Here is a 26928-nt window from a genome sequence, read left to right as displayed (position 1 = left end):
CCGCCCCCCGGGGACCCCGGCCTAGATCGCTTCCTTGCGGGTCAGGAAGTTGAACGAGATCCACCCCGGCAGCACCGGCAGCCAGAACGTCATCAGCCGGAACAGCAGCACCGACGAGAAGGCGATCTCGCGATCCAGCCCCGCCGCGATCAGACCCAGCGTCAGGGTGGTCTCCACCGCCCCGATGCCGCCCGGGGTCGGCGCCGCCGAACCGAGCGCGTTGCCCGCGAGGAACACGACCGCGATGCTGGCGTAGCTGATGGCCTGGCCGCCGCCGAACGCCCGGATCGAGGCGTCCAGACACATCACGAAGCAGCCCGTCAGCAGCAGCATGCCGCCGATGCCCGTCACCAGCTTCTTCGGCCGCTGGAGGACGTCCAGCATGCGCGGCACCACGCCCGCGAACAGCGCCCGCAGCCGGGTCGCCACGAACTTCCGCATGAACGGGACCGCCGTCACCACCAGCACCAGCACCGCCACCGTCAGCAGACCCGCGATGACCGTCCGGGACGGGGTCATCTCCGTGGTCTTCTCGGTGCCGGTCAGATAGCCGAAGGACAGCAGCAGCAGGACGTGGCTCGCGAGCCCGAACAACTGGGACGCGCCCACGCTCGCCACCGCGAGTCCCGGCCGGATGCCCGACCGCTGGAGGAACCGCGTGTTCAGGGCGACACCGCCCACCGCCGCCGGGGCGACGAGCTTCACGAAGGACCCGGCGACCTGCGCCAGTACCGTCCGCAGGAAGGAGACCCGCTCCGGCACGAAGCCCAACAGGCTCATCGCCGCCGCGAGGTAACTCAGGGCGGAGAAGGCCAGCGCCGCCCCCACCCAGCCCCACTGGGCCTCCGCGATGATCGTCCCGAAGTCCACGTGGGCCAGCTGTGTCAGCAGGAAGTACGCGCCGAAGGCACCCGCGATGAACGACACGAGGGTGCGCGGCCTGATCCGCTCCAGGCGGGCCGGCTCCACCGGGGCCTGGGGGCGCAGCAGCAGCACCTGTCGGCGGATCTGGCTCAGCAGATCCTCCTCGCGGGCCTCGTCGAGCGCGTCGTCCAGGGCCCGCTTCTCGGCCTTGCGGTCGGCGGCCGTGGCCTCGGCGGGAGCCGAGGCGTTCGCCTCGCGCGCCGCCTTCGCGGCCCGCGAGGACTCCAGTACGGCCTCCCGTTCCCGGTCGGCCCGCTCCCGGGCGAGCTTGCGCAGCGTCGCCCGGGTGGAGCGGCTCAGCGCGATCGGTTGGAGCAGCGGCAGGCAGTCCGCGACCACGTCGGGACCGAGCACGGACACCGCCGAGGCCACCGACCGCTCCGCGCCGACCCGCAGGCCGAGGGTGGTCAGCAACTGGGCGACGTCCATGCGCAGCACCAGGTCACCGGCCGCGATCTCGCCGCCGCGCAGGTCCGTGAGGATGACCTTGCCGGAACGATCCACCACGAGGGCGTCACCGGTGAGCCGCCGGTGCGCGATGCGCCGCGACTGGAGGGCCCTGACCTGCTCCCACGCGTTGCGCGTCAGCTCGTCGGTGATCTCCCCGTCGGCCAGGGAGTCGAGCGTGCGGCCGCCCAGGTGCTCGTACACGAGCATCACGGCGTCCGGACCCAGCTCGGAGGTCGCGATCAGCTTGGGCGCGTTCGCCCCGGCCGCGATGGCGGCGTACGCGAGGAGGGCCTCCTGTTCCAGTGCCTGACGCAGCGACTGGAGGCTGCGCCGGGTGGTGATGCCGCGCAGCGTGAGCCGGCGCCAGACCCGGTAGAAGAAGCCCTGGGCCTGCTGCTCGCGGTCGACGACCGTGACGTCGAGGGGCGGCCCCTTCTCCAGCGTCACGTGGTACCGACGGCCCCGGTCGCTCACCTCGGAGGCCTCCGGGCCGTCCGGCGCCTCGGCGCGCATCGCGCTCACCGGCTGGAAGCCGACCCGGCGCAGACCGGCGAGGAGGTTCTGCCCGGTGGGGCGGACGTTCGGGGAGCCGACGGCGTACAGGGTCCCGTAGGCGACGGTCCAGCCGATGAGGACGGTCAGGATGATCGAGAGGGGAGTGGTGTACCCGCTGACCAGCATGGCGAAGGCGTCGAGCAGCAGCACCACCCACAGGGCGACCCGCCAGCGCGGCCGGCGCGTCATGCCGACGGCCGTCATGTAGGCGATGACCGGCGCGAGGTAGCCGTGCACCGGGTCGGTCAGGGCGCCGGCGGTACCCGTCGGCAGGGTCAGGGAGTCCTGGATGGTGGCGGAGGCGGCCTGGGAGACCCACAGGTCGGTGGCGAGCGTGACGCCGTGCGCGAGGACGGCCGCGAGGACGCCGTCGGCGATGCGCAGGCCGTCGCGCTTGATGAGCCGCTCGATCGCGAAGGCGACGGGCACCAGGAGCACCGCGATGCTCGACACCAGACCCGCGACCTTGATCAACAGGTCGGGTGCCTGGCCGGTGCCGTTGCTGATGTCCTCTTCGAGGCCCGCGGTGGTGCCGTGGGCGAAGGCGGCGATGGCGAGGACCACGGCGATGCCGAGGATGCCGACCAGCAGGCGCACCAGGTCGGACGGGCGGTGCACGCGGGCCGCGAGCAGCGGTTCGTCCACCTCGACCTGGTCGGCGGCGGTGGGGGCGTGACCGTGCGGCCGCTCCGGGTGGTCGAAGTCGTCCACCCGCCCGTGGTCGGGGTCGAGGCCGTGGTGGGCGCCACGACGGCCCGCGTCCCGCTCGTCGCGGGGACCCTCGTCCGAGTGGTCGTCCGCAGGGTCGCGGGAGGCGTCCCCGGGACCGTCGGCGGGCCGGTCGTCGGCCCGGTCGTCGGCCTTGCCGCCGGACTTCTCGTCCGGCACGTCGGACCTGTCGTCGGGCATCTCGCGGGGCGCGTCCGGGTGCGCGTCTGGGCGCGCGCCGTCATCCGCCGTCGCGCCGTCCGGAGGGCTCACACCCTGCTCCTTCGCCGTCACATCCGTCTCTTCTTGATCACGTATCACCAGTCACCGCCCGCAAGATGGTGGCACGGACCGGCTGCCGTGCAGGGCAGCAGGGTGCGCGCCGGTGCGGAAGGAAACCTTCCGTCGTGGTGTCGGTGACGTGCGGCACCATGTTCCGAATGAGCGAAGAGCTTCCCGAGTACGCGGAGCGGGTGCTGGAGGCGGCCGAGCGGATTCCGCCCGGCCGGGTGATGACGTACGGCGACGTCGCGGAGTGGATCGGCACGGGCGGACCACGCCAAGTCGGGCGTGTCATGGCCCTGTACGGGGGAGCCGTGCCCTGGTGGCGCGTGGTCAGGGCCGACGGCCGACCCCTGCCCGGGAGCGAGCACCGGGCCCTGGAGCACTACCGCGCCGAGGGCACTCCCCTGCGCGACACGGCCGGCGGCGAGCCCCGGCTGGCGATGCGCCGGGCACGCTGGGACGGGCGGCAGGGGCCGGGCGAAGGCGACGAGGGTCACATCTGACAGCTTCCGGCACGCGGAGCCGGGGCGGGCGGTCGAAGGCTCGTACGGGGGACGACACGAGGACCCCCCGAGGCGACGCCGGGAGCCGCCCGGGGAGACTGCGGGAGCCGGTGCGGGTGGCGTAGCGTGGCCCCTTCGGCCGTCGCCGCCGCCCTCGCCGCCCCCGCCGCAGTCGCCACCGAAGCGACGCCCGGCACGACGGTCGGGAACGCGGTCGGCGAGGCCACCGAGGCAACCGCAGTCGTCGCAGCAACCGCAGTGACGGAAGACCCACCAGGACCGGCACACCACGTGATCACCTCTCCTTCCGACCGCTCGGAGCGGCGTACGCGGACTCCTGACGCGTACCGCCTGGTGCGCACCGGGCCGGAACGGGTGGCTCCCCCTGTCTTGGACGCAGCGCAACGGGCGGTGGTTGACCACACCACCGGACCACTGCTGGTCCTGGCCGGACCCGGCACCGGGAAGACCACCACCCTGATCGAGGCGGCCGCCGCCCGGGTCGAGGCCGGCACGGACCCCTCCCGCATCCTGATCCTCACCTTCAGCCGCAAGGCCGCCGTCGAACTCCGCGACCGGGCCGCCCTGCGCCTGGGCGGCGCGCGGGCTCCGCAGGCCACCACCTTCCACTCCTACTGCTACGGCCTGGTCCGCGCCCACCAGGACACCGACCTGTTCGCCGACCCGCTGCGGCTGCTGTCCGGGCCGGAGCAGGACGTCATGGTCCGCACCCTGCTGGAGGGCCAGCGCCGGATCCGCTCCATCCGCTGGCCCGACGACCTGCGCGCCGCCCTGACCACGCGCGGGTTCGCCGACGAGGTCCGCGCCGTCCTGGCCCGCGCCCGCGAACTGGGCCTGGGCCCCGGGGCCCTGTCCGACTTCGCCGACCGCATCGGCCGCCCGGACTGGAAGGCGGCCGCCGCGTTCCTCTCCGAGTACCTGGACGTCCTCGACATGCAGGGCACCCTCGACTACGCGGAACTGCTCCACCGCGCCGTCCTGCTGGCCGAACGCACCCCGTCCCTGGCCTCGTCCCACGACGTGATCCTCGTCGACGAGTACCAGGACACGGACGCCTCCCAGCTGCGACTGCTGCGCGCCCTGTCCGGACCCGGCGGCACACTGATCGCCTTCGGCGACCCGGACCAGTCGATCTACGCGTTCCGCGGCGCCGACATCAACAACATCCTGGACTTCGAGACCTCCTTCCCCGGCGCACGGGTCCGGGCCCTCACGGTCGGCCGGCGCTCCTCCTCGGCGCTGCTCGCCGCGACCCGCCTCCTCACCACCCGGATGCCCGTCCCGCGGCTGCCCTCGGCGGCGGTACGCGCCCACCGCGACCTGCGCGCCACGCGGGAGGGCGGCCGGGTGGAGGTGTACACGTACCCCACCGCCGGGGCGGAACTGGACAACATCGCGGACATCCTGCGCCGGGCCCACCTGGAGGACGGCGTGCCGTGGCAGGACATGGCCGTCCTGGTCCGCGCGGGCGGCCGTACCCTCCCCGCGATGCGCCGCGCCCTCGTCTCGGCCGGCGTGCCCGCCGAGACGGACGGCACGGACACCCCCCTGCGCCACGAACCCGCCGTCGCCCCCCTGCTCACGGCCCTGCGCATCACCGCCACGGCCGCCGCCCGCCCGCCGGCGGACGCGGACCCCGCCGACCCGGACGGTGCGGGCCCCGACGCCGAGCGCCCCGAAGGACCGTCCGACGCCGAAGCCGAAGCCGAAGCCGAAGCCCGAGCCGAAGCGGACGCGGGCGCCGACGCCGGAGCCGAAGTCGATGCGCGCGCCGAAGTCGACACGGACCCCCCCGCGCCGGGCGACCCCGCGCCGGGCGACCCCGCCTGCGCGCCCCCCGGGGACCGGGCCCGGGACGGGGCAGACAACGCCGACCACGGATGGGTCGGGGTCGAGGCCGCCATCGCCCTGCTCGGGTCCCCGCTCGGCGGGATGGACGCCGCCGACCTGCGCCGCCTCGGCCGCGCCCTGCGCGACGAGGAACGGGCCGCGGGCGTCAAGGTGCCCGCGCCCTCCGACGTCCTGCTGGCCCGCGCCCTCGCCGAACCCGAGCGGCTCGTCGCCCACGACCCCGCCCACGCCCGCGGCGCGCAGCGCCTCGGCCTGCTCCTGCGCAAGACGCGCGAACTGCTCCAGGGCGGCGGTACCGCCGAAGAGGCCCTGTGGACCCTGTGGGACGGCACGCCCTGGCCGCAGCGCCTGGAGCGCGGCGCCCGTCGCGGCGGCGCCGGCGGCCGCAACGCCGACCGGGACCTCGACGCCGTCTGCGCGCTCTTCGACACCGCCGCCCGCGCCGAGGACCGCACCGGAGGCCGCGGCGCCCTCAACTTCCTCGAACAGCTCGAAGCCGAGGACATCGCCGCCGACACCCTCACCACCCGCGCGACCCGCCGCGACGCCGTCCGACTGATGACCGCCCACCGGTCGAAGGGCCTCGAATGGGGTCTCGTCGTCGTCGCCGGCGTCCAGGAGGGGCTCTGGCCCGACCTGCGCCGGCGCGGCTCCCTCCTGGAAGCCGACCGGATCGGCCGCGACGGCCTCGCCGAACCGCTCACCCCCGGCGCCCTCCTCGCCGAGGAGCGGCGGCTGTTCTACGTGGCCGCGACCCGCGCCCGCGAACGCCTCGTCGTCACCGCCGTCAAGGCCCCCGCCGAGGACGGCGACCAGCCCTCCCGCCTCCTCACCGAACTCGGCGTCCCCCCGAAGGACGTCACCGGACGCCCCCGACGCCCCCTGGCCGTCCCGGCGCTCGTCGCGGAACTGCGCGCCACCACCGTCGACCCCGAGGCCTCCGAGGCGCTGCGCGACGCCGCGGCCCGCCGGCTCGCCCGCCTCGCCGTGCTCACCGACGACGAGGACCGCCCCCTGGTCCCCGCCGCGCACCCGCAACGCTGGTGGGGACTGTACGAACCGACCCGCAGCAGCGTCCCGCTCCGCGACCGGGACCGCCCCGTGGCCCTGTCCGGATCGGCCCTGGACCAGCTCGCCAACACCTGCTCCCTCCAGTGGTTCCTGGGCCGCGAGGTGAAGGCCGACGCCCCCTCCACCGCCGCCCAGGGCTTCGGCAACGTCGTCCACGTCCTCGCCGACGAGGTCGCCTCGGGCCGCACGCCCGCCGACCTCGCCGTCCTCATGGAGCGCCTCGACTCCGTCTGGGACGCCCTCGCCTTCGACGCCCCCTGGAAGTCCCGCCAGGAGAAGGAGAACGCCCGCGCCGCCCTGGAACGCTTCCTGCGCTGGCACACCACCGACCGGGGCGGCCGGGAGGCCGTCGCCACCGAGCACGACTTCGACGTCACGCTGGAGGCGGGGGAGTTCGCCGTACGGATCCGCGGCTCCATGGACCGCGTCGAGGCCGACCCGCAGGGACGCGCCTACGTCGTGGACTTCAAGACCGGCAAGGCCGCTCCCACCAAGGACGAGGTCGCGCGCCACCCCCAGCTCGCCGTCTACCAGCTCGCCGTGCGCGAGGGCGCCGTCGACGAGGCCTTCGACGGTGTGCGCCCCGACCCCGGCGGCGCCGAACTCGTCCAGCTGCGCCAGGGCGCCCCCAGGAAGGACGGCGGCGACGAGGTCCCCAAGGTGCAGGCGCAGCAGCCCCTCGAAGGCGAGTGGGTGGGCGACCTGCTGGCCAACGCCGCCGGCCGGGTACTGGACGAGCGGTTCACGCCCGCCGCCGGCGAGCACTGCAAACGCTGCTCCTTCCGCAGCTCGTGCAGCGCCCTCCCCGAGGGCCGCCAGACCGTGGAATGAGCCGGACCCCGCCCGCTCGTCGAGACGGCGGTGGGGAGTGTCGGTCCCGGCGGCTAGCCTTTTCACGTGTCCGCGCGCCCGACCGTCCCGGCGGTGATCAGCGATCCCGAGCAGCTCAAGGAGCTCCTCGGGATCCCGTTCACGCCCGAACAGATGGCCTGCGTCACCGCCCCGCCCGCGCCCCAGGTCATCGTCGCGGGCGCCGGCTCCGGCAAGACGACCGTCATGGCGGCCCGCGTCGTCTGGCTGGTCGGCACCGGCGCCGTCGCACCCCAGGAGGTCCTCGGCCTGACCTTCACCAACAAGGCCGCCGGCGAGCTCGCCGAGCGCGTGCGCAAGGCCCTCGCGCGGGCCGGCATCAGCGACCCGGACCCCTCCCCGGCCGACCCCGACGCGGCCGGGGGCGAGCCCCGCATCTCCACGTACCACGCCTTCGCCGGTCAACTCCTCAAGGACCACGGTCTGCGCATTGGGCTGGAGCCCAGCGCCCGACTGCTCGCCGACGCCACCCGCTTCCAGCTCGCCGCGCGCGTGCTGCGCGAGGCGCCCGGCCCGTACCCGTCGCTCACCAAGTCCATCCCCGACCTGGTCAGTGACCTGCTCGCGCTCGATGCGGAGCTCTCCGAACACCTCGTGACCCCCGAGGAGCTCCGCGCGTACGACACCGGGCTGCTCGACGTGCTCGCGGACGCCCGGCTCACCAACGACGACCTGCGCAAGGTCCCCGAGGCGGGCCGCGGCCGGCTGGAACTGCTGGAGCTCGTCGCCCGCTACCGCGTCGCCAAACGCTCCCGCGACCTGATCGACTTCAGCGACCAGATCGCGCTCTCCGCGCAGCTCGCCACCACCCGACCCGAGGTGGGGGCCCTGCTGCGCGAGGAGTTCAAGGTCGTCCTGCTCGACGAGTACCAGGACACCTCCGTCGCGCAGCGGCTGCTGCTGTCCGGGCTGTTCGGCGGCGGCACCGGCCACGCCGTCACCGCCGTCGGCGACCCCTGCCAGGCGATCTACGGCTGGCGCGGCGCCTCCGTGGCCAACCTGGACGACTTCCCCGAGCACTTCCCGCACGCCGACCGCCGCCCCGCCACCCGCTTCTCGCTCGGCGAGAACCGCCGCAGCGGCGGCCGCCTGCTCGACCTGGCCAACGAACTGGCCGCGCCGCTGCGCGCCATGCACGAGGGCGTCGAGGCGCTGCGTCCGGCGCCCGGCGCCGAACGGGACGGATCCGTGCGGTGCGCCCTGCTGCCCACCCACGCCGAGGAGCTGGAGTGGCTCGGGGACTCCGTCGCCCACCTGGTGCGGACGGGGACCGAGCCCGGCGAGATCGCCGTGCTGTGCCGCTCGGCCGGTGACTTCGCCCGGATCCAGGCGGTCCTGGTGGCCCGCGACGTCCCCGTCGAGGTGGTCGGCCTGTCCGGCCTGCTGCACCTGCCGGAGGTCGCCGACCTGGTCTCGGTCTGCGAGGTGCTCCAGGACCCGGGGGCCAACGCCGCCCTCGTCCGGCTGCTGATCGGCCCGCGCTGGCGCATCGGCGCCCGCGACCTGGCGCTGCTCGGGCGCCGGGCACGGCAACTGATCGGACGGACCCCGGCGGGCACGGACGATCCCGACGGACGCCTCGCGGCGGCCGTCGAGGGAGTCGACCCGGCGGAGGTCGTCTCGCTCGCCGACGCGCTGGAGACCTTCCTCGACGGGTCCGGGGCCTCCGCCGCCGACGACCTGCCCTTCTCGGCGGACGCCCGCGTCCGCTTCGCGCACCTCGCCCGCGAGCTGCGCGACCTGCGGCGCTCGCTCGCCGACCCGCTGATGGACGTCCTGCACCGGGTACTGGCCACGACCGGCCTCGACGTGGAACTCTCCGCCTCCCCGCACGCCCTCGCCGCGCGCCGGCGCGAGACCCTGTCGAACTTCATGGACGTGGCCGCCGGGTTCGCCGCCCTCGACGGGGAGGCCTCGCTGCTCGCGTTCCTGGCCTTCCTGCGGACCGCCGCCCAGTACGAGAAGGGCCTCGACCACGCGCTCCCCGGCGGGGAGAACACCGTCAAGGTGCTCACCGCCCACAAGTCCAAGGGCCTGGAGTGGGACGTGGTGGTGGTCCCCGACCTGTGCGCGGGCGCCTTCCCGAAGGAGAAGCCGCCGGAGGCCTGGACCTCGTACGCCAAGGTCCTGCCGTACGCGCTGCGCGGCGACGCCTCCACCCTGCCGGGGGACCCGGCGTGGACCTCGGCGGGGCTCAAGTCCTTCAAGGCCGCCCTGAAGGAACACAAGGCCGTCGAGGAACTCCGCCTCGGATACGTGACCTTCACCCGCCCGCGCTCCCTCCTGCTGGCCTCCGGCCACTGGTGGGGTCCGAGCCAGAAGAAGCCGCGCGGCCCTTCGGCGTTCCTCTCCGCGCTCCGGACCCACTGCGAGGCCGGGCACGGCGAGATCGAGGCCTGGGCTCCGGAGCCCGAGCCCGGCGCCGAGAACCCGGTCCTGTCCGAGGCCGGCGCCCCGGACCACTCCTGGCCCCTGCCCCTGGACCCGACCTCGCTGCGCCTGCGCCGCCGCGCGGCCGCGCTGGTGGAGGCCCACCTCGCGACGCCCGCGACCCCGGCGCCGCACGAAGAGCCGGAAGAGCCCGGGGCGCCCGGGGAGCCCTACCTGTGGCCACCCGACTGCGAGGACCCGGCGCACGACGCGGAACCCTGGCCGGACACGGACACGGACACGGACCCCCACCCGGACCCCGACCCGTGGTCCGAGTCCGGCCCGGCCGCGGAAGGCCGGCCGGACGCGCCCGACACGGACCCCCGGTCCCCCCGGGCGGCGGACGCGACCCCCGGCGCGGCCGGACCCCGGGCCCGCGTCCCCGCCCAGGACACCGGGCGGACCCCGACCCCCGCGCCCCCGCCCGACGAGGACCTCTGGGCCCCGGGCGAAGCCCTGCCCGCCCCCACCCCCGCCGCCCCGGCCCCGGCCGCGCACGAGGATCCGTACGAGGACCCGTACGAGGACCCGTACGAGGACCCCTGGGCGGCGCCCGGCGCCCGGGTCCCGGCCCAACCCACCGCCGGCGCCGCCCGCCCCGGCACACCCGCGCGGCGCGGCGCAGACCCCCTCACCCCCGAGGAGGCCCGCGCCATCGCCTCCTGGGACCGCGACCTCGACGCCCTCGAAGGCGAGCTGCGCCGCTCCCGCGCCGCCGTGCGCGACGTCGTGCTGCCCTCCGCCCTGTCCGCCTCGGACCTGCTGCGCCTCGCCTCCGACGAGCAGGGCTTCGTCCGCGACCTCGCCCGCCCCATGCCCAAGCCCCCGCAGCCCGCCGCCCGGCAGGGCACCCGTTTCCACGCCTGGGTCGAGTCCCGCTTCGAGGAACTGCCCCTCCCGCTCCTCGACGTCCTCGACCCGGCCGGGGAACTGCCCGGTTCCGACCAGGACATCGCCGACGAGGCGGACCTCGACTCCCTCAAGGCCGCCTTCGAGCGCAGCGCCTACGCCGACCGGACCCCCCACCGGATGGAGGCCCCGGTCCAGCTCACGCTCGCCGGCCGGGTCGTCCGAGGCCGGATCGACGCCGTGTACCGCCACCACGAGGGCCCGTACGACTACGAGATCGTCGACTGGAAGACGGGCCGCACCACCGAGGCCGACCCCCTCCAGCTCGCCGTCTACCGACTGGCCTGGGCGGAGGCCACCGGCACCCCGCTCGAACGGGTCGACGCCGCCTTCCTGCACGTCCGCAGCGGCCGCGTGATCCGCCCCCGCGCCCTGCCCGACCGCGCCGGCATTGAGCGGATCCTCCAAGGCAAAACGGACACGGAAAGTGACCATCACACGGACGGCTAGGCTCGTGGCATGAGCGACCCCCAGGCGGACAGCGTCGTCCGCACGTACATCGACACCCACCGCGCGGCCTTCCTCGACGACCTCGCCGACTGGCTGCGCATCCCTTCCGTCTCGGCGCAGCCCGAGCACGCGGGTGACGTACGACGCAGCGCCGAATGGCTCGCCGCGCAGCTCAAGGCCACCGGCTTCCCGGTCGCCGAGATCCTGGAGACCGCCGGCGCCCCCGCCGTGTACGCCGAGTGGCCCGCCGCCGACCCGGCCGCCCCCACCGTCCTCGTCTACGGGCACCACGACGTGCAGCCCGCCGCCCTCGCCGACGGCTGGCACACCGACCCGTTCGAGCCGGTGATCAAGGACGGCCGGATGTACGGGCGCGGCGCCGCCGACGACAAGGGCCAGGTCCTCTTCCACACCCTCGGCGTCCGGGCCCACCTCGCGGCCACCGGCGCCGACGCCCCCGCCGTGCACCTCAAGCTCCTCGTCGAGGGCGAGGAGGAGTCCGGCTCCCCGAACTTCCGCGCCCTCGTCGAGCGCGAAGCCGAACGCCTCGCCGCCGACGTCGTGATCGTCTCCGACACCGGCATGTGGTCCGAGACCACCCCCACCGTGTGCACCGGCATGCGCGGCGTCGCGGACTGCGAGATCGACCTCCACGGCCCCGACCAGGACATCCACTCCGGAGCGTTCGGTGGCGCGGTGCCCAACCCCGCGACCGTCGCCGCCCGCCTCGTCGCCGCCCTGCACGACGCCGACGAACGGGTCACCATCCCGGGCTTCTACGACAACATCGTCGAACTCACCGACGCCGAGCGCGCACTGATCGCCGAACTGCCCTTCGACGAGGCCGAGTGGCTGCGCACGGCCAAGTCGCACGCCGCCTCGGGGGAGAAGGGCCACACCACCCTGGAGCGCGTCTGGGCCCGCCCGACCGCCGAGGTCAACGGCATCGGCGGCGGCTACCAGGGCCCCGGCGGCAAGACGATCGTGCCGTCCTCCGCACACCTGAAGCTGTCGTTCCGACTGGTCTCCGGGCAGGACCCGTACGAGGTCGAGGAAGCCGTCACGACCTGGGTCGCCGAGCGCGTCCCGGCCGGGATCCGGCACTCCATCGTCTTCGGCGCCCCCACCCGGCCCTGCCTCACCCCGCTCGACCACCCGGCGCTGCAATCCGTCGTACGCGCCATGGGCCGCGCCTTCGGCCAGAAGATCCGCTTCACCCGCGAGGGCGGCTCCGGGCCGGCCGCCGACCTCCAGGACGTCCTGGACGCACCCGTCCTGTTCCTCGGCATCTCGGTCCCCTCCGACGGCTGGCACTCGCCGAACGAGAAGGTCGAACTCGACCTGCTCCTCAAGGGCGTCGAGACCGCCGCGTACCTGTGGGGCGACCTGGCCGCCCACTGGAAGCCCGCCTGACGCACCCACCGCCGTCCCACCCAGCCTGCCTGTCCCACCACCGGGGGAGTTGGAAGTACCTGATGAGCACCCACACCGAGCCCGAGCGCCCCATCACGCTCGCCGCGCCCAGCGGGATCGACCGCGCCGCGCACCACCGCCTCGACGAGGCCTGGCTCGCCGCCGCCTGGAGCCACCCGACGACCCGCGTCTTCGTCGTCTCCGGTGGCCAGGTCCTGATCGACGACACCCCCGACGGCGCCACCGGCATCGTGATGACCCCGGCCTTCGAGGCCCCGGTCACCGAGACCCACCGCTACTTCCTGGGCTCGGACGAGGACGGCGTACGGTACTTCGCGCTGCAGAAGGACTCCCTGCCGGGCCGCATGGACCAGTCGGCCCGCCCGGCCGGCCTCCGCGAGGCGGGCCTGCTGCTGAACCCGCGCGACGCCGGGCTGATGGTGCACGCGGTGGCACTGGAGAACTGGCAGCGCATGCACCGCTTCTGCTCCCGCTGCGGCGAGCGCACGGTGGTCGCCGCCGCCGGACACATCCGCCGCTGCCCGGGCTGCGGCGCCGAGCACTACCCGCGCACCGACCCGGCCGTGATCATGCTCGTCACCGACGAGCACGACCGCGCGCTGCTGGGCCGGCAGGTGCACTGGCCCGAGGGCCGCTTCTCGACGCTCGCCGGGTTCGTGGAGCCGGGCGAGTCCATCGAGCAGTCGGTGATCCGCGAGGTCTGGGAGGAGGCCGGCGTCAAGGTCGGCGAGGTCGACTACGTCGCCAGCCAGCCCTGGCCGTTCCCGTACAGCCTGATGCTCGGCTTCACCGCCCGCGCCGTCACCTCGGAGATCACGGTGGACGGGGAGGAGATCCAGGAGGCCCGCTGGTTCTCCCGCGAGGACCTCCGCGCGGCGATCGAGGCCGGCGAGGTGCTCCCGCCCGCCGGCGTCTCCATCGCGGCCCGCCTGGTCGAACTCTGGTACGGGCAGCCGCTGCCGCGCCCCGCCGGCTGAGACGGGTCGCGCGGGCCCCGCGCCCGTGACGTCCGTCACGACAGAAGGCCCCCGCCTCGGCGGGGGCCTCTCTCGTACGCGCGTGACGTTCGCCACGTCGACCCGTCCGGCACCGGACGTCCGTGTTCCGGCGGTCCGTGTGTCGGGCGGTGCCGCGACGGTCAGACGGCGAGAGCCTGCTTGACCTGGGCGAGGCTCGGGTTCGTCATGACGGACTCGTTGCCGGCGGCCGACTTCACGAGGACGGTGGGAACCGTCTGGTTACCGCCGTTCGCCTTCTCCACGAACGCTGCGGACGCGGGGTCGTGCTCGATGTTGATCTCGTCGTACGCGATGCCTTCGCGGTCCAGCTGCTTCTTCAGCCGGGTGCAGTAGCCGCACCAGGTCGTGCTGTACATCGTGACGGTGCCCGTGTCCTGCATGCTGCGGTCTCCTTCGTGGGGTCGCGGTGGTCCGAGTACTCGAACGCCCGACACCGTCCCGCCATTCCCGCGGAGCCCTCCCGGCACAAGGCGGAACCCTCCCGGCACAAGTGCGACCGGAGCGGGCTGCCTGTGGACAGGTTTCCCGTCCGCCCCTGGAGACCTGGCAGCATGGCGGGGTGACAGCAGCAACGCACTCCTCATCCTTCCCGGCCGAAGCCGACTCGGCCGACGCGGTGCTCCAGGGTCTCGACCCGGAGCAGCGCGAGGTCGCGACGACGCTGCGCGGACCGGTGTGCGTGCTGGCCGGAGCGGGCACGGGCAAGACCCGCGCGATCACCCACCGCATCGCCTACGGGGTCCGGTCCGGCCAACTGATGCCCGCCAGCGTGCTCGCCGTCACCTTCACCAACCGCGCCGCCGGCGAGATGCGGGGCCGGCTGCGGACCCTCGGAGCGGGCGGGGTCCAGGCCCGGACCTTCCACTCCGCCGCCCTGCGCCAGCTCCAGTACTTCTGGCCGAAGGCTGTCGGCGGGGACGTCCCCCGACTGCTGGAACGCAAGATCCAGTTCGTGGCCGAGGCCGGCTCCCGCTGTCGCGTCCGCCTCGACCGGGGCGAGCTGCGCGACGTCACGGCCGAGATCGAATGGGCCAAGGTCACCCAGACCGTCCCCGCCGACTACCCGGCGGCCGTCCTCAAGGCGGGCCGCGAGGCCCCCCGCGACACGGCCGAGATCGCCCAGATCTACGGGACGTACGAGCAACTCAAGCGCGACCGGAACATGATCGACTTCGAGGACGTGCTGCTCCTCACCGTCGGGATCCTCCAGGACCGCTACGACATCGCGGAGCAGATCCGCAGCCAGTACCAGCACTTCGTCGTCGACGAGTACCAGGACGTCAGCCCGCTCCAGCAGCGCCTGCTCGACCTCTGGCTCGGCGAGCGCGACAACCTCTGCGTGGTCGGCGACGCCAGCCAGACGATCTACTCCTTCACCGGCGCCACCCCCGACCACCTGCTGAACTTCCGCACCAAGTACCCGCAGGCCACCCTCGTCAAGCTGGTCCGCGACTACCGTTCCACCCCCCAGGTGGTGCACCTCGCCAACGGCCTGCTGAACCAGGCCAAGGGCCGCGCCGCCGAACACCGCCTGGAGCTGATCTCCCAGCGCGAGGCCGGCCCCGACCCGGTCCACGCCGAGTACCCGGACGAGCCCGCCGAGGCCGAGGGCGTCGCCGGGCGGGTCCGGGACCTCGTCGCGGCGGGCGTCCCGGCGGGCGAGATCGCCGTGCTCTACCGGATCAACGCCCAGTCCGAGGTCTACGAACAGGCCCTCGCCGACGCCGGAGTGCCCTACCAGCTGCGCGGAGCCGAGCGGTTCTTCGAGCGCGCCGAGGTCCAGAAGGCGATCCTCGCCCTGCGCGGGGCCGCCCGCTCCGGCGGCAACGATCCCCTCCTGGACGACGTCGTCGAGCTCGGGTCCCAGGTCCGGGCCGTACTCAGCTCCACCGGCTGGACGGCCGAGCCGCCCGCCGGATCCGGGGCCGTGCGCGACCAGTGGGAATCCGTGGCCGCGCTCGTCCGGCTCGCCGAGGACTTCGCCCGCTCCCGCCCGGCCGCCGGCCTGGCCGAACTCACGGTGGAACTGGACGAACGCAAGGCCGCCCAGCACGCCCCCACCGTCCAGGGCGTCACCCTCGCCTCGCTGCACGCCGCCAAGGGCCTGGAGTGGGACGCGGTGTTCCTCGTGGGGCTCACCGACGGCATGATGCCGATCACCTATGCGAAGACCGACGAACAGGTCGAGGAGGAGCGCCGGCTGCTCTATGTCGGCGTCACCCGGGCGCGGCTGCACCTGACCCTCTCCTGGGCGCTCTCCCGGGCTCCGGGCGGCAGGGCCTCCCGGCGCCCCAGCCGCTTCCTGAACGGCCTGCGGCCGGGCTCCGCCGTCCCGGGAAGCAGGAACGGCGGAGCGGCCGAGCGCGCCCCCCGCAAGCGCGGCCCCCGCGGTCCGGTGCTGTGCCGGGTCTGCGGCAAGACCCTGACCGAGGCCGGCGAGCTCAAACTGATGCGCTGCGAGGACTGCCCGTCGGACATGGACGAGGGGCTGTACGAGCGGCTGCGCGAGTGGCGCGCGATCCAGTCGAAGCAGCAGGGCCTGCCCGGCTACTGCGTCTTCACGGACAAGACGCTGATGGCGATCGCGGAGGCCGCGCCGTCCGAGGCGGGAGAGCTCTCGATGATCTCCGGCGTCGGTGGCCGCAAGCTTGAGCGGTACGGAGTCGACGTCCTGGCCATCTGCGCAGGCCAGGAGCCCGGCGCCGGAGATCCTGACGACGCGTAGAAACTCGTCGGAAAAATAGTTTGCACATGCCCGGCGAATCCCCATAGGTTCTTAGCAACGGAAACGGTGGCTTCTTCGAAGCCCCGGATCCGTGCTGTACTTATCCGAATACGCATGGGACGGGCCCCCGGGCCCCGTCCCCGAGACGCCGAGAGGAGGCGAGACCTGTGACCAGCTTCATGACCATCACCAAAATGACCGATCGCTCGGTCGCCGCTTCCTGCCCGCTCGGTGTCTCCTCGCTCCTTCCGATTCTCGCCGCAGGTGTCTCCACGCGTTCCTCGGAGACCCCTGCCCTGCTCGCGGCCTCCACGCTGCGGCCGAGCGTCCGTAATGAGCGACCGACCCCGGCACCGGTGGCAGTAATGGCTGCGGAAGCCCAGGCGCATGGCGCCTATGGCTTTGCAGCCGCGGCCGGTGCCGGAGCCAAGACGAAGCAGACGAAGCAGCAGCACCACCTGATGTGGGCCTTCCGCGGGCTCGAACCCTGGAGTGATCCAGTCTGATCGACGATCAGACCGGCGCCTTCAGGGCCGCGGAACCCCACCCGGGATCCGCGGCCCTTCTGTTTGTCCCCGAACGGGGACTGCGGAGCGAAGGGGCCTCGGGACTGGCAAGAACAGGTACCAGCCGACCCCCGGCCGACCCCGGCCGGACCGACTAGTCAACCAAGACGAGGAAGAAACCACCGTGCAACTCGAAGCGCACGCCCCGTCCGTACCGCAGACCCAAACGATCTCCCCGCCCGCAGTCCCGGAGGACTCCACCTTGACTCCCCTCACCGCGCTGACCGCGCTCGACGACGCCATCGAGAACCTCGGCGTCCCCGTCCCCTGCCGTACCTTCGACCCCGAGGTCTTCTTCGCCGAGTCCCCGGCCGACGTCGAGTACGCCAAGTCGCTCTGCGGCACCTGCCCGCTGGTCGAGGCCTGCCTCGCCGGCGCGAAGGAGCGCCGCGAGCCCTGGGGTGTCTGGGGAGGCGAGCTGTTCGTCCAGGGCGTCGTCGTCGCCCGGAAGCGGCCCCGCGGTCGCCCGCGCAAGAACCCGGTTGTCGCGGCATGACCGCCATCGGCACCATCGACCGCCCCCTGACGCGCGACCCCTTGAAGCAGGCCCTCATGTCCACCCACACCACCACGAGCGAGCAGCCGCACGGCTCCGCCACCGCAGACTTCATCACCGCAGGCGCGATCACCTCGCGTCAGAACAGGACCCGCGAAATGCAACTCATCCCAGAAGCCATGGCTCGTGCCCATATGGACGACCGCATGCGTGAGGCGGACGCCGAGCGTCACGCCCTGCGCCTGGTCGCCGCCCGGCGCATGCAGCGCCGAGCCGAGCGCGTTTCGATGCGCGCCCGGCGGGCCCTCGCCATGGCTGTCATGAACTGAGCACCGAAGGAACAGCACCCGGGGGGACCGGTCCGAAAGGACCGGTCCCCCCGGGGCGTTGCGGAGCGCGCCCACCCCCGGCGGGGATATCGTCTGCGGGTGGACCAGCCGACTCCCCGCCCCACCCCGCCGGGACCCGAGGCCCAGCCCGTCGTCTGCGCGGGGTGCGGTGCCGACGCCCCGGACGGCGCGCCGCCCACCTGGACCTGCTCCGTGGAGAACGGGACCAGGCAGTACTTCTGCGTCGCATGCGCCCGCGCCAACCTCCGGGCGATCGAAGGTCGGCTCGACTCCTCCTGGTGGTGACCGGCGGCGCCACCCGAGGCCCCGCCATCCGGAACCCCTCCACCCGAGGCCCCGGACCTCCCCCCGCCCGGCCACCGCCGGGCGTACTACTTCCCCCGCTCGCTGTCCTTCGCGCCGTCCTTCACGAGGTCCTTCTCGCGATCCGCTCCGCGATCCGCCTCGGGTGCCCGCTCGGGTTCCCGGTCCTCGGGCAGGAACCCCGGGAGCCAGGACTCCAGTTCCTCGCGGAGCCGCACCGTCGCACCCAACTGGCACAGCACGCCGATGGTGCTCAACGTGACCCGATGGATCAGCAGGTACGACGGCGGCAGATTGATCTGTCGTCCCAACTGGTGTGCGGGGGATCGGGGATCGGCGATCCGTGCCGCCTGACCGCGCAGCCACGGGCGGGTGAAGGTGAACTCGTCGGCCTCGACCGGCTCGAGCAGGGGCTCCAGATAGTCGAGCACCGCCTCCGGGTCCAGCTCGATGGACTCCTTCACGAACCCCTCGGCGCACAGGTGCTCGTAGACCCCCTCGGCGTCACCGCCCAGCGTCAGCCGCAGCGACCGGCCGATGGGCTTGGGCCAGCCACCCGGAAGGCGATCGACCGTCCCGAAGTCCAGTACGCCCAACCGCATCCGCCCGTCCTCGCCCGCTATCAGCCGGAAGTTCCCGGGGTGCGGATCGGCGTGCAACAGCCCGGTGCGCGCCGGCCCGGAGAAGAGGAACCGGGCCAGCAACTGCCCGGCACGGTCGCGCTCCTCCTGCGTGCCGTCCGCTATCACCTCCGACAGCGGGGTCCCGTCCATCCACTCGGTCACCAGCACCTCGTCGCCCTGGTGCACGACGTCCGGCACGACCACGTCCTCGTCGCCGGCGAAGGCGTCCGCGTGCGTCCGCTGCGCCTCGGCCTCCAGCTCGTAGTCCAACTCCTCCGAGACCCGGTCACGCAGTTCGGTGATCAGCGGCTTGATGTCCATGCCCGGAATCAGCGGCCCCAACAGCCCCGCGAACCGGCTCAGTTGCCTGAGATCCGACAGCAACGCCTCGCCGGCTCCCGGGTACTGCACCTTCACCGCCACCTGACGGCCGTCGTGCCACACCGCACGGTGCACCTGACCGATCGAGGCGGCCGCCGCGGGCGTGTCCTCGAACTCCTCGAACAAGTCGCGCCAGTCCTCGCCGAGCCGCTCCGCGAGCACCTGGTGCACCCGGGCCGCCGGCAGCGGCGGGGCCGCCTCCTGGAGCTTGGTCAGCGCCGCCCGGTAGGGGCCGGCGATCTCCTCGGGCAGGGCCGACTCGAAGACGGACAGGGCCTGACCGAACTTCATCGCCCCACCCTTCAGCTCGCCGAGCGTCCGGAACAGCTGATCGGCGGTGCGCTGCTGGAGCTCCCGCGCGACGATCTCCGCCGACTTGCCCCCGATCCGCTTTCCCAGCCCCCAGGTGGCCCGACCGGCGAAGCCCAGTGGCAGCGCGGCCAGCTTGACGGTACGAGTGACCGCCTTCCGGGGAAGATCAGACATAGCCCCTCCAGTTCCCAGACAGCCGTGCCGCGAGCGGCGGTTCAGGGGCGCGCCCCCTGAGGCAGACCAAACGCATCCTGTCATGGCCCCCCGCGGCCTCCTCAGCCCGATCCTCCCCGCCCCCTTCCCGACACGGCCACACCGCCCCGCCCGGCGCCCGCCGCCGTCGGCGTCGCCTCCGCGACCCCGGCGGCGGAGCACGGGCAGTCCACATGAGGGCGAACCTCGGAGGGCTCCCAGCTCAGGCCCGGTAACGCGGCCTCCCATCGGGCTCCCGTCGAGGCGGGCAGCCGTCCGTCGAGGAAGGACAGGGCGTGCCCGGCCGCCAACCCCGCCACCGCCGAGGCCAACCCCAGGTCGCAGGCGGCCGTGGCGCGCCGGCGATGCGCCGACCGCCACTGCACCAGCATCCTGGGCCAGGCCGGATCCCGATCGATCCGGTCGCGTTCCATGCAGCCCGCGCAGGCCGTGGCCCCCGGCAGCACCAGCGGCCCGACCAGCCCCGTGCCCTCCAACACCCCCGCGTACAGATGCGGAGTGCCCGTGGCCACCCAGTCCGCGGCCGTCTCCGGATCGGGGGCCCACGCCTGGAGCCCGTCCCGGGGAGCGACGACCACCAGGGAAAGCGCCGGCTCCGGCCCCTCCGCCTCCCCGGAGCGGGGAGCGCGCCCCGGGGCGGCCTCCCGCACGAGCGCCCCCGCGGCCTCCGCCCGCAACCGGCCCACACTCCCGGACCCCAACCCGCCCGGCGCCACATCGGCCGGCTGGACCCGACCCCCGTCGAGGACCTCGACCCGCCCCACCCCGGCCCCCGCGAGCACGGCCGCGATCACCGCGCCCACCCGCCCGCTCCCGCGCACCTGGACCCGTATCCCCCGCCGGGCCGCGACCGCCCGCAAGTCCCCACCCGGCTCCCGACGCACCAGCGAGAGCGAGGCGAGATCGGGCCCGAGCCGCTCCAGGCTCTCCGGCCTCCGACGCACCGCCTGGGCCCGGGGCCCGCCCACGGTCGCGTCGTCCAACAGCCCGGCCCCCGCCAACCGTCGGATCAACTCGTCCACCCGCCCCTCCGACAACCCCATCGCCGCGCCCTCCGCACGCAGCAGATCGATCCCCCGTGTCCCGTCGATCCGGTCCATGAACGCCCCGGTGGCCGTGTCCACCGGGCCGAGCACCACCGCATGCGCGGGAGTCACCCCGAACTGCACCGTCTGTAGATCCCGCCAGGCCCTCGCCAGCGCCGGCTTCACCTTCGGATACATGGCCGTCCCCTCGTTTCCGTCCCCGAGCCCCGAGCCCCGAGGCCCCCGATTCGCCGAGTCCCGAGCCCCCCGATTCCGCGAGCACCCGAGCCCCGGGGTCCCCGAAAGCCCCCGAAGCGGTCTTCCGCCTCCGTCCGCAACCACATTGCCCGTCACCGGGAATCGGTGCGTGAATTTGTCCACAGGCAAGGGGTATTAGGCATATGAGATGGAGAAAAGGGGTTTACGTGCACGTAAGGGGCGCAGGGGGCGTTTCCGATATCGACGGCGAATCGATCATGTTCGAAGCGCGGACGAGCGGGACTTCCGCCATGACGAGCGGGTACCGTGCTGGCGTGTCCGCCGATCCCTCGCAGCGCGCCGTCGAAGTCCGCCGGAGCGCGCGCCGCCGCAGGACCGTTTCCGCATACCGTGAGGGTGACCGGACGGTCGTCCTGATCCCTGCCCGGATGTCGGAGGCGGAGGAGCAGCGCTGGGTGGGCGTCATGCTCGACAAGCTCGCCGCCCAGGAAAGCAAACGCACCCTCGGCGACACGGAACTGACCGAACGCGCCGAGCGTTTGTCCGAGCAGTACTTCGACGGCCGTGCCCGCCCCCGCTCGGTCCGCTGGGTCACCAACCAGAACACCCGCTGGGGTTCCTGCACCCCCGCCGAGGGCAGCATCCGCCTCTCCCACCGCCTCCAGGGCATGCCCGAGTACGTCGTCGACTACGTACTGCTGCACGAGCTGGCGCACCTCCTCGTCCCCGGTCACGGCCCGCGCTTCTGGCACCTGCTGGAGGCGTACCCGAAGACCGAACGGGCCCGCGGATACCTGGAGGGAGTGGTTGCGGCCGAGCGCCTTCCCGCGGTTCCCGGAGCGCGGGACGAATGATCATGGCGTGACAGGGCGTGATGTGTACCGGGTCGGTACCGACTTGGCTGGATGTCGGCGGAAGCCGTTAGCCTGAGCGGCAGCCGTTAGCCTGCGGCACTGCATTCACAGTCGGGATGGGGGACGGTCGGACGTATGGCCAGGGAATTCCAACGCGGCCACAAGGCCAAGATCAGCGATCTGACAGCGGGCACCGATCTGTACGTGGGCATCCAGATCGCCGGGCCCGGGCTTGCCATCGACATCAGTTGCTTCGGCCTCGATGCGAACGAGCAGCTCTCGGACGATCGCTACTTCGTTTTCTACAACCAGCCGAAGTCGCCGGAAGAGTCCATTCAGCAGCTCGGCACGCAAGCGGGCGACAGCGAATCCTTCCGGGTGACGCTCGACCGGATCCCGCAGAACATCCACAAGCTGTCCTTCGCCGCCTCCATCGACGGCCCCGGGCAGATGTCGCAGATCGGCCCGGGCTACATCCGGATCGTGGCCGGCGGTGAGGAAGTCGTCCGCTACTCGTTCACGGGCGCGGAATTCAGCACCGAACGCGCCCTGATGATCGGCGATTTCTACCTCAAGGACGTGTGGCGCTTCGCCGCCGTCGGGCAGGGCTTCGACGGCGGACTCGCCGCACTGCTGAAGAACTTCGGCGGCGAGGTGGCCGAGGACGAGGAGCCGCAGCAGCAGGCCCCGGCCCAGCCTGCGGGCGCGCCCGGGTTCGCCCCGCCGCCGCAGGCGCAGGCCCCCTCGCCCGCCTTCGGTGCTCCCGCCCAGGCCCCGGCCCAGGCACCCGCACCCGCCCAGCCCCCCGCCCCCGCGCCGTCGTTCGGCACCCCGGCCGGCGCCCCGCAGCAGCCGGTGCACTCGGCCCCGACGATGGTCGGACCCCTCACGACGCAGCCCACCGCGCCGTACGGTCAGCCGCCCCACCCCCCGCAGCAGCCCGGAACCCCCTCGTACGGTCAGGTCCCGGGGCAGCAGCCCGGCTATGGCGCTCAGGTGCCGCCGCCGGCCCCCGCCCCCGCGCCCTACGGGCAGCAGCCCTCGTACGGCCAGGTCCCCGGACAGCAGGCGCCCCCGTACGGCGGTCAGCCGGCCTTCGGCCAGCAGCCGCCCCAGTACGCGCAGCAGCCCCAGCCGGCCGCCGCCGGACACGGCCTCGCCGCCGCGCTCCAGCCGTACAAGGAAGCCCCCACCGGCACCCGCTGGACCCCGCAGAACCAGCAGCTCATGCGGGTGGACCTGTCCATGGGCGGCCAGGCCGTCCTCGCCCGCCAGGGCAGCATGGTGCTCTACCAGGGCAAGGTCGACTTCAGCTACAAGGGAGCCGGGTTCGCCGGCCGCATCGTCGGCAACGCCACCGGCCAGGAGATGCAGCTGATGCGCTGCACCGGTCGCGGCCAGGTCTTCCTCGCCGAGAACGGCGCCCACCTGCACGCCATCGAGCTCCAGGGCGACGGCATCTGCGTCTCCGCGGAGAACGTCCTCGCCTTCGACGAGTCCCTCCAGCACGAGGTGCGTCGCATCGAGGGCCACGGCATCCCCGGCGGCGCCCTGTTCACGATGCAGTTCCAGGGCAGCGGCACGGTGATCGTCAAGACGCAGGGCGTCCCGGTCGTCCTGCCCGTCACCCCGACCACCTTCGCGGACAGCAACGCCATCGTCGCCTGGTCCGCCGCCTCACAGGTGATCATCTCCAGCCAGGTCCGGCTGCGCCGCACCGCCTATCCGGGCCACAGCGGGGAGACCGTGAACCTCCAGTTCCGCGGCGCACCCGGCAACTTCATCGTCGTCCAGCCGTACGAGGTCTGAGGGAGCCCGTCATGAACGCCATGAACCAGCAACTCGCGGGATACGCCCCGACCCCCGTCACGGCCCGCATGGAGAACCACGGCCGAGCCATGCTCAAGGTCGCCATGCAGAGCGGCCAGGACCTGTTCGCACGCACCGGATCGATGGTCGCGTACGAGGGCTTCGTCCAGTACGAGCCCAACCCGCCCGCCGTCCGCCAGATGGCCTCGCAGTGGATCACCGGCGAGGGCGCCCCGCTGATGAAGTGCACCGGCGACGGCCTGCTCTACCTCGCCGACTACGGCGCGGACGTCGTCGTCATCAACCTGAACAACGACGCCCTCTCCGTCAACGGCACCAACCTGCTCGCGTTCGACGCCCACCTCCAATGGGGCGTCGAGCGGGTCAAGGGCATGGCCAAGTTCGCCGGCCAGGGCCTGTTCAACGTGCAGGTCTCCGGCACCGGCTGGGTGGCCATCACCTCCCGCGGCACCCCGATCGTCGTCGACTGCGGTCGCGGCGACGACGAGACGTACGTGGACCCCGACGCGCTCGTCGCCTGGTCCCCGAACCTGAAGGTCAAGGGGAAGCGCAGCTTCAAGGCCTCGTCGATGATCGGCCGGGGCAGCGGTGAGGCCTACCAGATGGCCTTCTCCGGCCAGGGAATCGTCGTGGTACAGCCCAGCGAGGACAGCACCGACCGGCTCCGGACCCGGGGCTGAGGGGGAGCGGACACATCATGCAGAGCGCACTTTTCGCCCACGCCGAGGCACAGTCCCAGGAGCGGTACACCGTCCAGAACCCGCAACTCCTGCGGGTCTCCCTGAGCGGCACCGACGACGTCCTCGCCCGCAAGGGCGCGATGGTCGCCTACCAGGGGATCATCGACTTCGACGGCGAGTACCAGAGCACCACCCAGCGCACCGCCCGCGCCCGCACCGGCGAGGGCCTGGACCTGATGCGCTGCTCCGGGCAGGGCACGGTCGACCTGGCCAACCTGGCCCAGTACGTGCACGTCGTGGACGTGGACCGGGACGGTCTCACCGTCGACAGCAGCTACGTGCTGGCGCTGGACTCCACCCTGCACACCGAGGCCATCGCGGTGGACAGCCAGTACGGGATCTCCGGCTCCGGCAAGTACCAGCTCAACATCAGCGGCCGCGGCAAGGTCGCCCTGATGACCTCCGGCCAGCCGCTGATGATGCAGGTCACGCCCGACAAGTACGTCAACGCGGACGCCGACGCGATCGTCGCCTGGTCCACCTCGCTGCGGGTGCAGATGCAGGCCCAGACGCACTCCACCGGAGTCTGGCGGCGCCGCGGCAACACCGGCGAGGGCTGGGAACTCAGCTTCCTCGGCACCGGCTTCGCCCTCGTGCAGCCCAGCGAGGCACTGCCGCCGCAGAACGCCCAGATCGGTCAGGGCGCTGCGGCCCAGTTCGGCATGGGCCAGCAGGGCGCCCACAGCCAGAACCAGAACAACGCCTGGAACTGATCCGATCCACGGCACGGCGCGCGAGAGCGGCGCGGTGCACCACGCCTGACGCCGCAAGGGGCGGGTCCCGAGGGACCCGCCCCTTGCGCATGCCCTCCCGGCCGTCTCAGAGACGCGCCAGGCTCGCTTCCATCAGCCGCACGACCGAGGCGTCGGCCACCGCCGCGACCTCCGCGTACGGGAACCAGCGCAGGTCCAGCGACTCCTCGCTGATCTCCGCGACCGCGTCGGCCGGGGCCGGCGCCGCGTACTGCACGTCCAGGTGCCAGTTGCAGGGCTCCGGGATCGGATGCCGGTCCAGCCGCACGGGCCCGCCCGGCAACAGGGTCAGCCCGCCGGCGATCCCCGACTCCTCGACGGCCTCGCGCAACGCCACCTCCGCGAGGGTGGCGTCACCGGGCTCGCAGTGACCGCCCATCTGGAGCCACATGCCCAGCTTCTTGTGCAGGGTGAGCAGGACGCGCCCCCGCACCGGGTCGATCACCAGCGCGCTGCCCGTGACGTGTCCGGCCCGGCAGGGCTTGTAGACCCCGTCGGGATGGGCGGCGAGGTGCTCCAGGTAGAGGTCCCGCAACCCGCTCTGCTGCTCATCGGTCGGCGCGAGGTCCTTCAGGACCGCGACCGCGTCGTCGTACAGGCTCACTTCTTCTCTTCGCCCTCGCCCTTGTTGCCCTGATCGCCCTGATCACGCTTCTCGGCGGCCTCGCCGAGCATCTTGTCGATCTCCGAGAAGTCCAGCTGCTCGCGGTGCACGAACCCGTCCGGGTCGTCCAGGTCGGAGGCCGTCGGCAGCATGTCCGGGTGCTCCCACAGCCCGTCGCGGCCGTCCACACCCCGCGCGTCCGTGAGCGAGGCCCACAGCCGCGAGGCGTCGCGCAGCCGGCGCGGACGCAGCTCCAGCCCGATCAGCGTGGCGAAGGTCTGCTCGGCCGGACCGCCGGAGGCGCGCCGCCGGCGCATGGTCTCGCGCATGGCGTCCGCCGAGGTCAGACGGGGCTTGGCGGCCTCGTGCACCACCGCGTCGACCCAGCCCTCGACCAGTGCGAGCGCCGTCTCCAGGCGCGCCAGGGCCGCCTTCTGCTCCGGGGTGTCCTGCGGCTGGAACATGCCGCCCGCGAGGGCCTCCTGCAACTGCTCCGGATTCGACGGGTCGAGCTGACCGACCACGTCCTCCAGCTTCGAGGTGTCGACCTTGATGCCGCGGGCGTAGCCCTCGACGGCCCCGAACAGGTGCGAGCGCAGCCACGGCACGTGCGCGAACAGGCGCGCGTGCGCCGCCTCGCGCAGCGCCAGGTACAGCCGGACCTCCTCGGCCGGCACGCCCAGGTCCTTGCCGAAGCCCTCGATGTTCAGCGGCAGCAGGGCGGCCTTGCCGGTCGGGCCCAGCGGGAGCCCGATGTCGGTCGAGCCGACGACCTCGCCCGCGAGCACGCCCACCGCCTGCCCGATCTGCTGGCCGAACATGGCGCCGCCCATGGAACGCATCATGCCGAGCAGCGGGCCCGCCATGGCCTGCATCTCCTCGGGCAGCACCCCGCCCATGGCCGCCCCGACGCGCTCGGCGACCGGGTCCACGAGCTCCTTCCACACCGGGAGGGTCGCCTCGACCCACTCGGCGCGGCTCCACGCCACCGCCGTGTTCGCGCCCGACGGCAGCGAGGTCACCCCGTCCAGCCACAGGTCGGCCAGGCGTACGGCCTCCTGGACCGCCGACTTCTCGGCGACGCCGACGCTGGTGTCCTTCACCCCGTCGGCGGTGCCCTGCGCGACGGTCTGGCGGGCGATGTCCTTGGCCATGTCCCAGTTCACGGGGCCGCCCTCGTAGCTCAGCATCTGGCCGAGCTGCTGGAAGGCCGCGCCGAGGTCGTTCGGATTCATGGCACCGAACATCGAGGCGAACGGGTTGTCCGCACCGCCCGGGCCGCCGGCGCCCGGCAGGCCCATGCCGGGGAACCCGAACGGATTCGCCGGGCCGCCCTGACCGCCCTCGTTGCCCTTCTTCTTGCCTTCGTCGCCGTTCTCCGGCTCCTCCGGCGGAAGGCCGAATCCGAATGGGGTGTCGCTCACGGGGTTTCCTCGGCTCGTAGGGCCGCCGGCG

At 73.1% G+C, this 26928-nt stretch carries 20 protein-coding genes; 14 read left to right on the top strand and 6 right to left on the bottom strand.

What is annotated here, in order from left to right; all coding sequences use genetic code 11:
- Positions 1–21: 21 nt before the first annotated feature.
- Complete coding sequence (locus OG906_RS12750; RefSeq protein WP_329442570.1) at positions 22–2958, bottom strand: lysylphosphatidylglycerol synthase transmembrane domain-containing protein; 2937 nt, start codon at positions 2956–2958, stop codon at positions 22–24.
- A gap of 119 nt (positions 2959–3077) precedes the next feature.
- Between OG906_RS12750 and OG906_RS12745 the strand changes: the two genes are divergently transcribed.
- The 5 genes from OG906_RS12745 (at position 3078) to nudC (ending at position 13438) form a co-directional block, all read left to right on the top strand.
- Positions 3078–3425, top strand: coding sequence for an MGMT family protein (locus tag OG906_RS12745; RefSeq protein WP_324289507.1), 348 nt, complete (start codon positions 3078–3080; stop codon positions 3423–3425).
- 294 nt (positions 3426–3719) lie between these two features.
- Positions 3720–7199, top strand: coding sequence for an ATP-dependent helicase (locus OG906_RS12740; RefSeq protein ID WP_443067456.1), 3480 nt, complete (start codon positions 3720–3722; stop codon positions 7197–7199).
- 66 nt (positions 7200–7265) lie between these two features.
- Positions 7266–11027, top strand: coding sequence for a UvrD-helicase domain-containing protein (locus OG906_RS12735; RefSeq protein ID WP_329442568.1), 3762 nt, complete (start codon positions 7266–7268; stop codon positions 11025–11027).
- Positions 11028–11036: 9 nt separating this feature from the next.
- Positions 11037–12440 (top strand): dipeptidase, encoded by a 1404-nt coding sequence (locus OG906_RS12730; RefSeq protein WP_267800716.1) that lies wholly within the window; start codon positions 11037–11039, stop codon positions 12438–12440.
- 62 nt (positions 12441–12502) lie between these two features.
- A complete protein-coding gene (gene nudC / locus OG906_RS12725) occupies positions 12503–13438 on the top strand; it encodes an NAD(+) diphosphatase (protein WP_329442566.1) in 936 nt (311 codons plus the stop codon).
- Between the two features lie 161 nt (positions 13439–13599).
- Here the strand turns inward: nudC and OG906_RS12720 are convergent, their stop codons facing one another.
- Positions 13600–13860 (bottom strand): mycoredoxin, encoded by a 261-nt coding sequence (locus OG906_RS12720; protein ID WP_267800718.1) that lies wholly within the window; start codon positions 13858–13860, stop codon positions 13600–13602.
- Positions 13861–14039: 179 nt separating this feature from the next.
- Here OG906_RS12720 and OG906_RS12715 point away from each other — a divergent pair, with 179 nt between their 5' ends.
- From OG906_RS12715 to OG906_RS12695, 5 genes are all read left to right on the top strand, one after another.
- Positions 14040–16205, top strand: coding sequence for an ATP-dependent DNA helicase UvrD2 (locus OG906_RS12715; protein ID WP_443067376.1), 2166 nt, complete (start codon positions 14040–14042; stop codon positions 16203–16205).
- A gap of 167 nt (positions 16206–16372) precedes the next feature.
- Positions 16373–16711: a hypothetical protein gene (locus OG906_RS12710; protein WP_329442561.1), complete on the top strand. Its 339-nt coding sequence runs from the start codon at positions 16373–16375 to the stop codon at positions 16709–16711.
- Between the two features lie 184 nt (positions 16712–16895).
- Positions 16896–17267, top strand: a complete 372-nt coding sequence (locus OG906_RS12705; RefSeq protein ID WP_053676354.1) for a WhiB family transcriptional regulator — start codon at positions 16896–16898, stop codon at positions 17265–17267.
- Complete coding sequence (locus OG906_RS12700; protein WP_053676353.1) at positions 17264–17596, top strand: hypothetical protein; 333 nt, start codon at positions 17264–17266, stop codon at positions 17594–17596. Before OG906_RS12705 ends, OG906_RS12700 begins: the two co-directional genes overlap by 4 nt.
- Before the next feature lie 99 nt (positions 17597–17695).
- Positions 17696–17902 (top strand): hypothetical protein, encoded by a 207-nt coding sequence (locus tag OG906_RS12695; RefSeq protein ID WP_267797060.1) that lies wholly within the window; start codon positions 17696–17698, stop codon positions 17900–17902.
- Between the two features lie 86 nt (positions 17903–17988).
- Here OG906_RS12695 and OG906_RS12690 read toward each other — a convergent pair whose 3' ends face one another.
- Complete coding sequence (locus OG906_RS12690; protein WP_329442558.1) at positions 17989–19410, bottom strand: ABC1 kinase family protein; 1422 nt, start codon at positions 19408–19410, stop codon at positions 17989–17991.
- Between the two features lie 101 nt (positions 19411–19511).
- Positions 19512–20672, bottom strand: coding sequence for a ThiF family adenylyltransferase (locus tag OG906_RS12685; RefSeq protein ID WP_329442556.1), 1161 nt, complete (start codon positions 20670–20672; stop codon positions 19512–19514).
- A gap of 311 nt (positions 20673–20983) precedes the next feature.
- Between OG906_RS12685 and OG906_RS12680 the strand changes: the two genes are divergently transcribed.
- The 4 genes from OG906_RS12680 (at position 20984) to OG906_RS12665 (ending at position 24830) form a co-directional block, all read left to right on the top strand.
- Positions 20984–21547, top strand: coding sequence for a M48 metallopeptidase family protein (locus OG906_RS12680; RefSeq protein ID WP_267797063.1), 564 nt, complete (start codon positions 20984–20986; stop codon positions 21545–21547).
- Between the two features lie 135 nt (positions 21548–21682).
- Positions 21683–23356, top strand: coding sequence for a TerD family protein (locus tag OG906_RS12675; protein ID WP_329442553.1), 1674 nt, complete (start codon positions 21683–21685; stop codon positions 23354–23356).
- 20 nt (positions 23357–23376) lie between these two features.
- Positions 23377–24057 (top strand): AIM24 family protein, encoded by a 681-nt coding sequence (locus OG906_RS12670; RefSeq protein WP_053676492.1) that lies wholly within the window; start codon positions 23377–23379, stop codon positions 24055–24057.
- A 17-nt stretch (positions 24058–24074) separates the two neighbouring features.
- A complete protein-coding gene (locus tag OG906_RS12665; protein ID WP_329442551.1) occupies positions 24075–24830 on the top strand; it encodes an AIM24 family protein in 756 nt (251 codons plus the stop codon).
- Between the two features lie 106 nt (positions 24831–24936).
- Here the strand turns inward: OG906_RS12665 and OG906_RS12660 are convergent, their stop codons facing one another.
- Positions 24937–25473 (bottom strand): NUDIX hydrolase, encoded by a 537-nt coding sequence (locus OG906_RS12660; protein WP_329442549.1) that lies wholly within the window; start codon positions 25471–25473, stop codon positions 24937–24939.
- On the bottom strand, positions 25470–26897 hold the full coding sequence (locus tag OG906_RS12655; protein WP_329442547.1) for a zinc-dependent metalloprotease: 1428 nt from the start codon (positions 26895–26897) through the stop codon (positions 25470–25472). The genes OG906_RS12660 and OG906_RS12655 overlap by 4 nt, the downstream gene beginning before the upstream one ends.
- Between the last annotated feature and the right edge of the window lie 31 nt (positions 26898–26928).

The organism is Streptomyces sp. NBC_01426 (assembly GCF_036231985.1).
Classification (GTDB): Bacteria; Actinomycetota; Actinomycetes; order Streptomycetales; family Streptomycetaceae; genus Streptomyces.
The sequence above is the reverse complement of the archived record's forward strand: the minus strand, read 5'-3'. Positions and strand labels throughout refer to the sequence as shown.

What these genes read in the sequence shown, in the direction of transcription:
- OG906_RS12685 (WP_329442556.1), bottom strand. Translation starts at nt 20,672, where the DNA reads ATGTATCCGAAGGTGAAGCCGGCGCTGGCGAGGGCCTGGCGGGATCTA.
- OG906_RS12720 (WP_267800718.1), bottom strand. Translation starts at nt 13,860, where the DNA reads ATGCAGGACACGGGCACCGTCACGATGTACAGCACGACCTGGTGCGGC.
- OG906_RS12700 (WP_053676353.1), top strand. Translation starts at nt 17,264, where the DNA reads ATGACCGCCATCGGCACCATCGACCGCCCCCTGACGCGCGACCCCTTG.
- OG906_RS12730 (WP_267800716.1), top strand. Translation starts at nt 11,037, where the DNA reads ATGAGCGACCCCCAGGCGGACAGCGTCGTCCGCACGTACATCGACACC.
- OG906_RS12680 (WP_267797063.1), top strand. Translation starts at nt 20,984, where the DNA reads ATGACGAGCGGGTACCGTGCTGGCGTGTCCGCCGATCCCTCGCAGCGC.
- nudC (WP_329442566.1), top strand. Translation starts at nt 12,503, where the DNA reads ATGAGCACCCACACCGAGCCCGAGCGCCCCATCACGCTCGCCGCGCCC.
- OG906_RS12745 (WP_324289507.1), top strand. Translation starts at nt 3,078, where the DNA reads ATGAGCGAAGAGCTTCCCGAGTACGCGGAGCGGGTGCTGGAGGCGGCC.
- OG906_RS12670 (WP_053676492.1), top strand. Translation starts at nt 23,377, where the DNA reads ATGAACCAGCAACTCGCGGGATACGCCCCGACCCCCGTCACGGCCCGC.
- OG906_RS12690 (WP_329442558.1), bottom strand. Translation starts at nt 19,410, where the DNA reads ATGTCTGATCTTCCCCGGAAGGCGGTCACTCGTACCGTCAAGCTGGCC.
- OG906_RS12675 (WP_329442553.1), top strand. Translation starts at nt 21,683, where the DNA reads ATGGCCAGGGAATTCCAACGCGGCCACAAGGCCAAGATCAGCGATCTG.
- OG906_RS12665 (WP_329442551.1), top strand. Translation starts at nt 24,075, where the DNA reads ATGCAGAGCGCACTTTTCGCCCACGCCGAGGCACAGTCCCAGGAGCGG.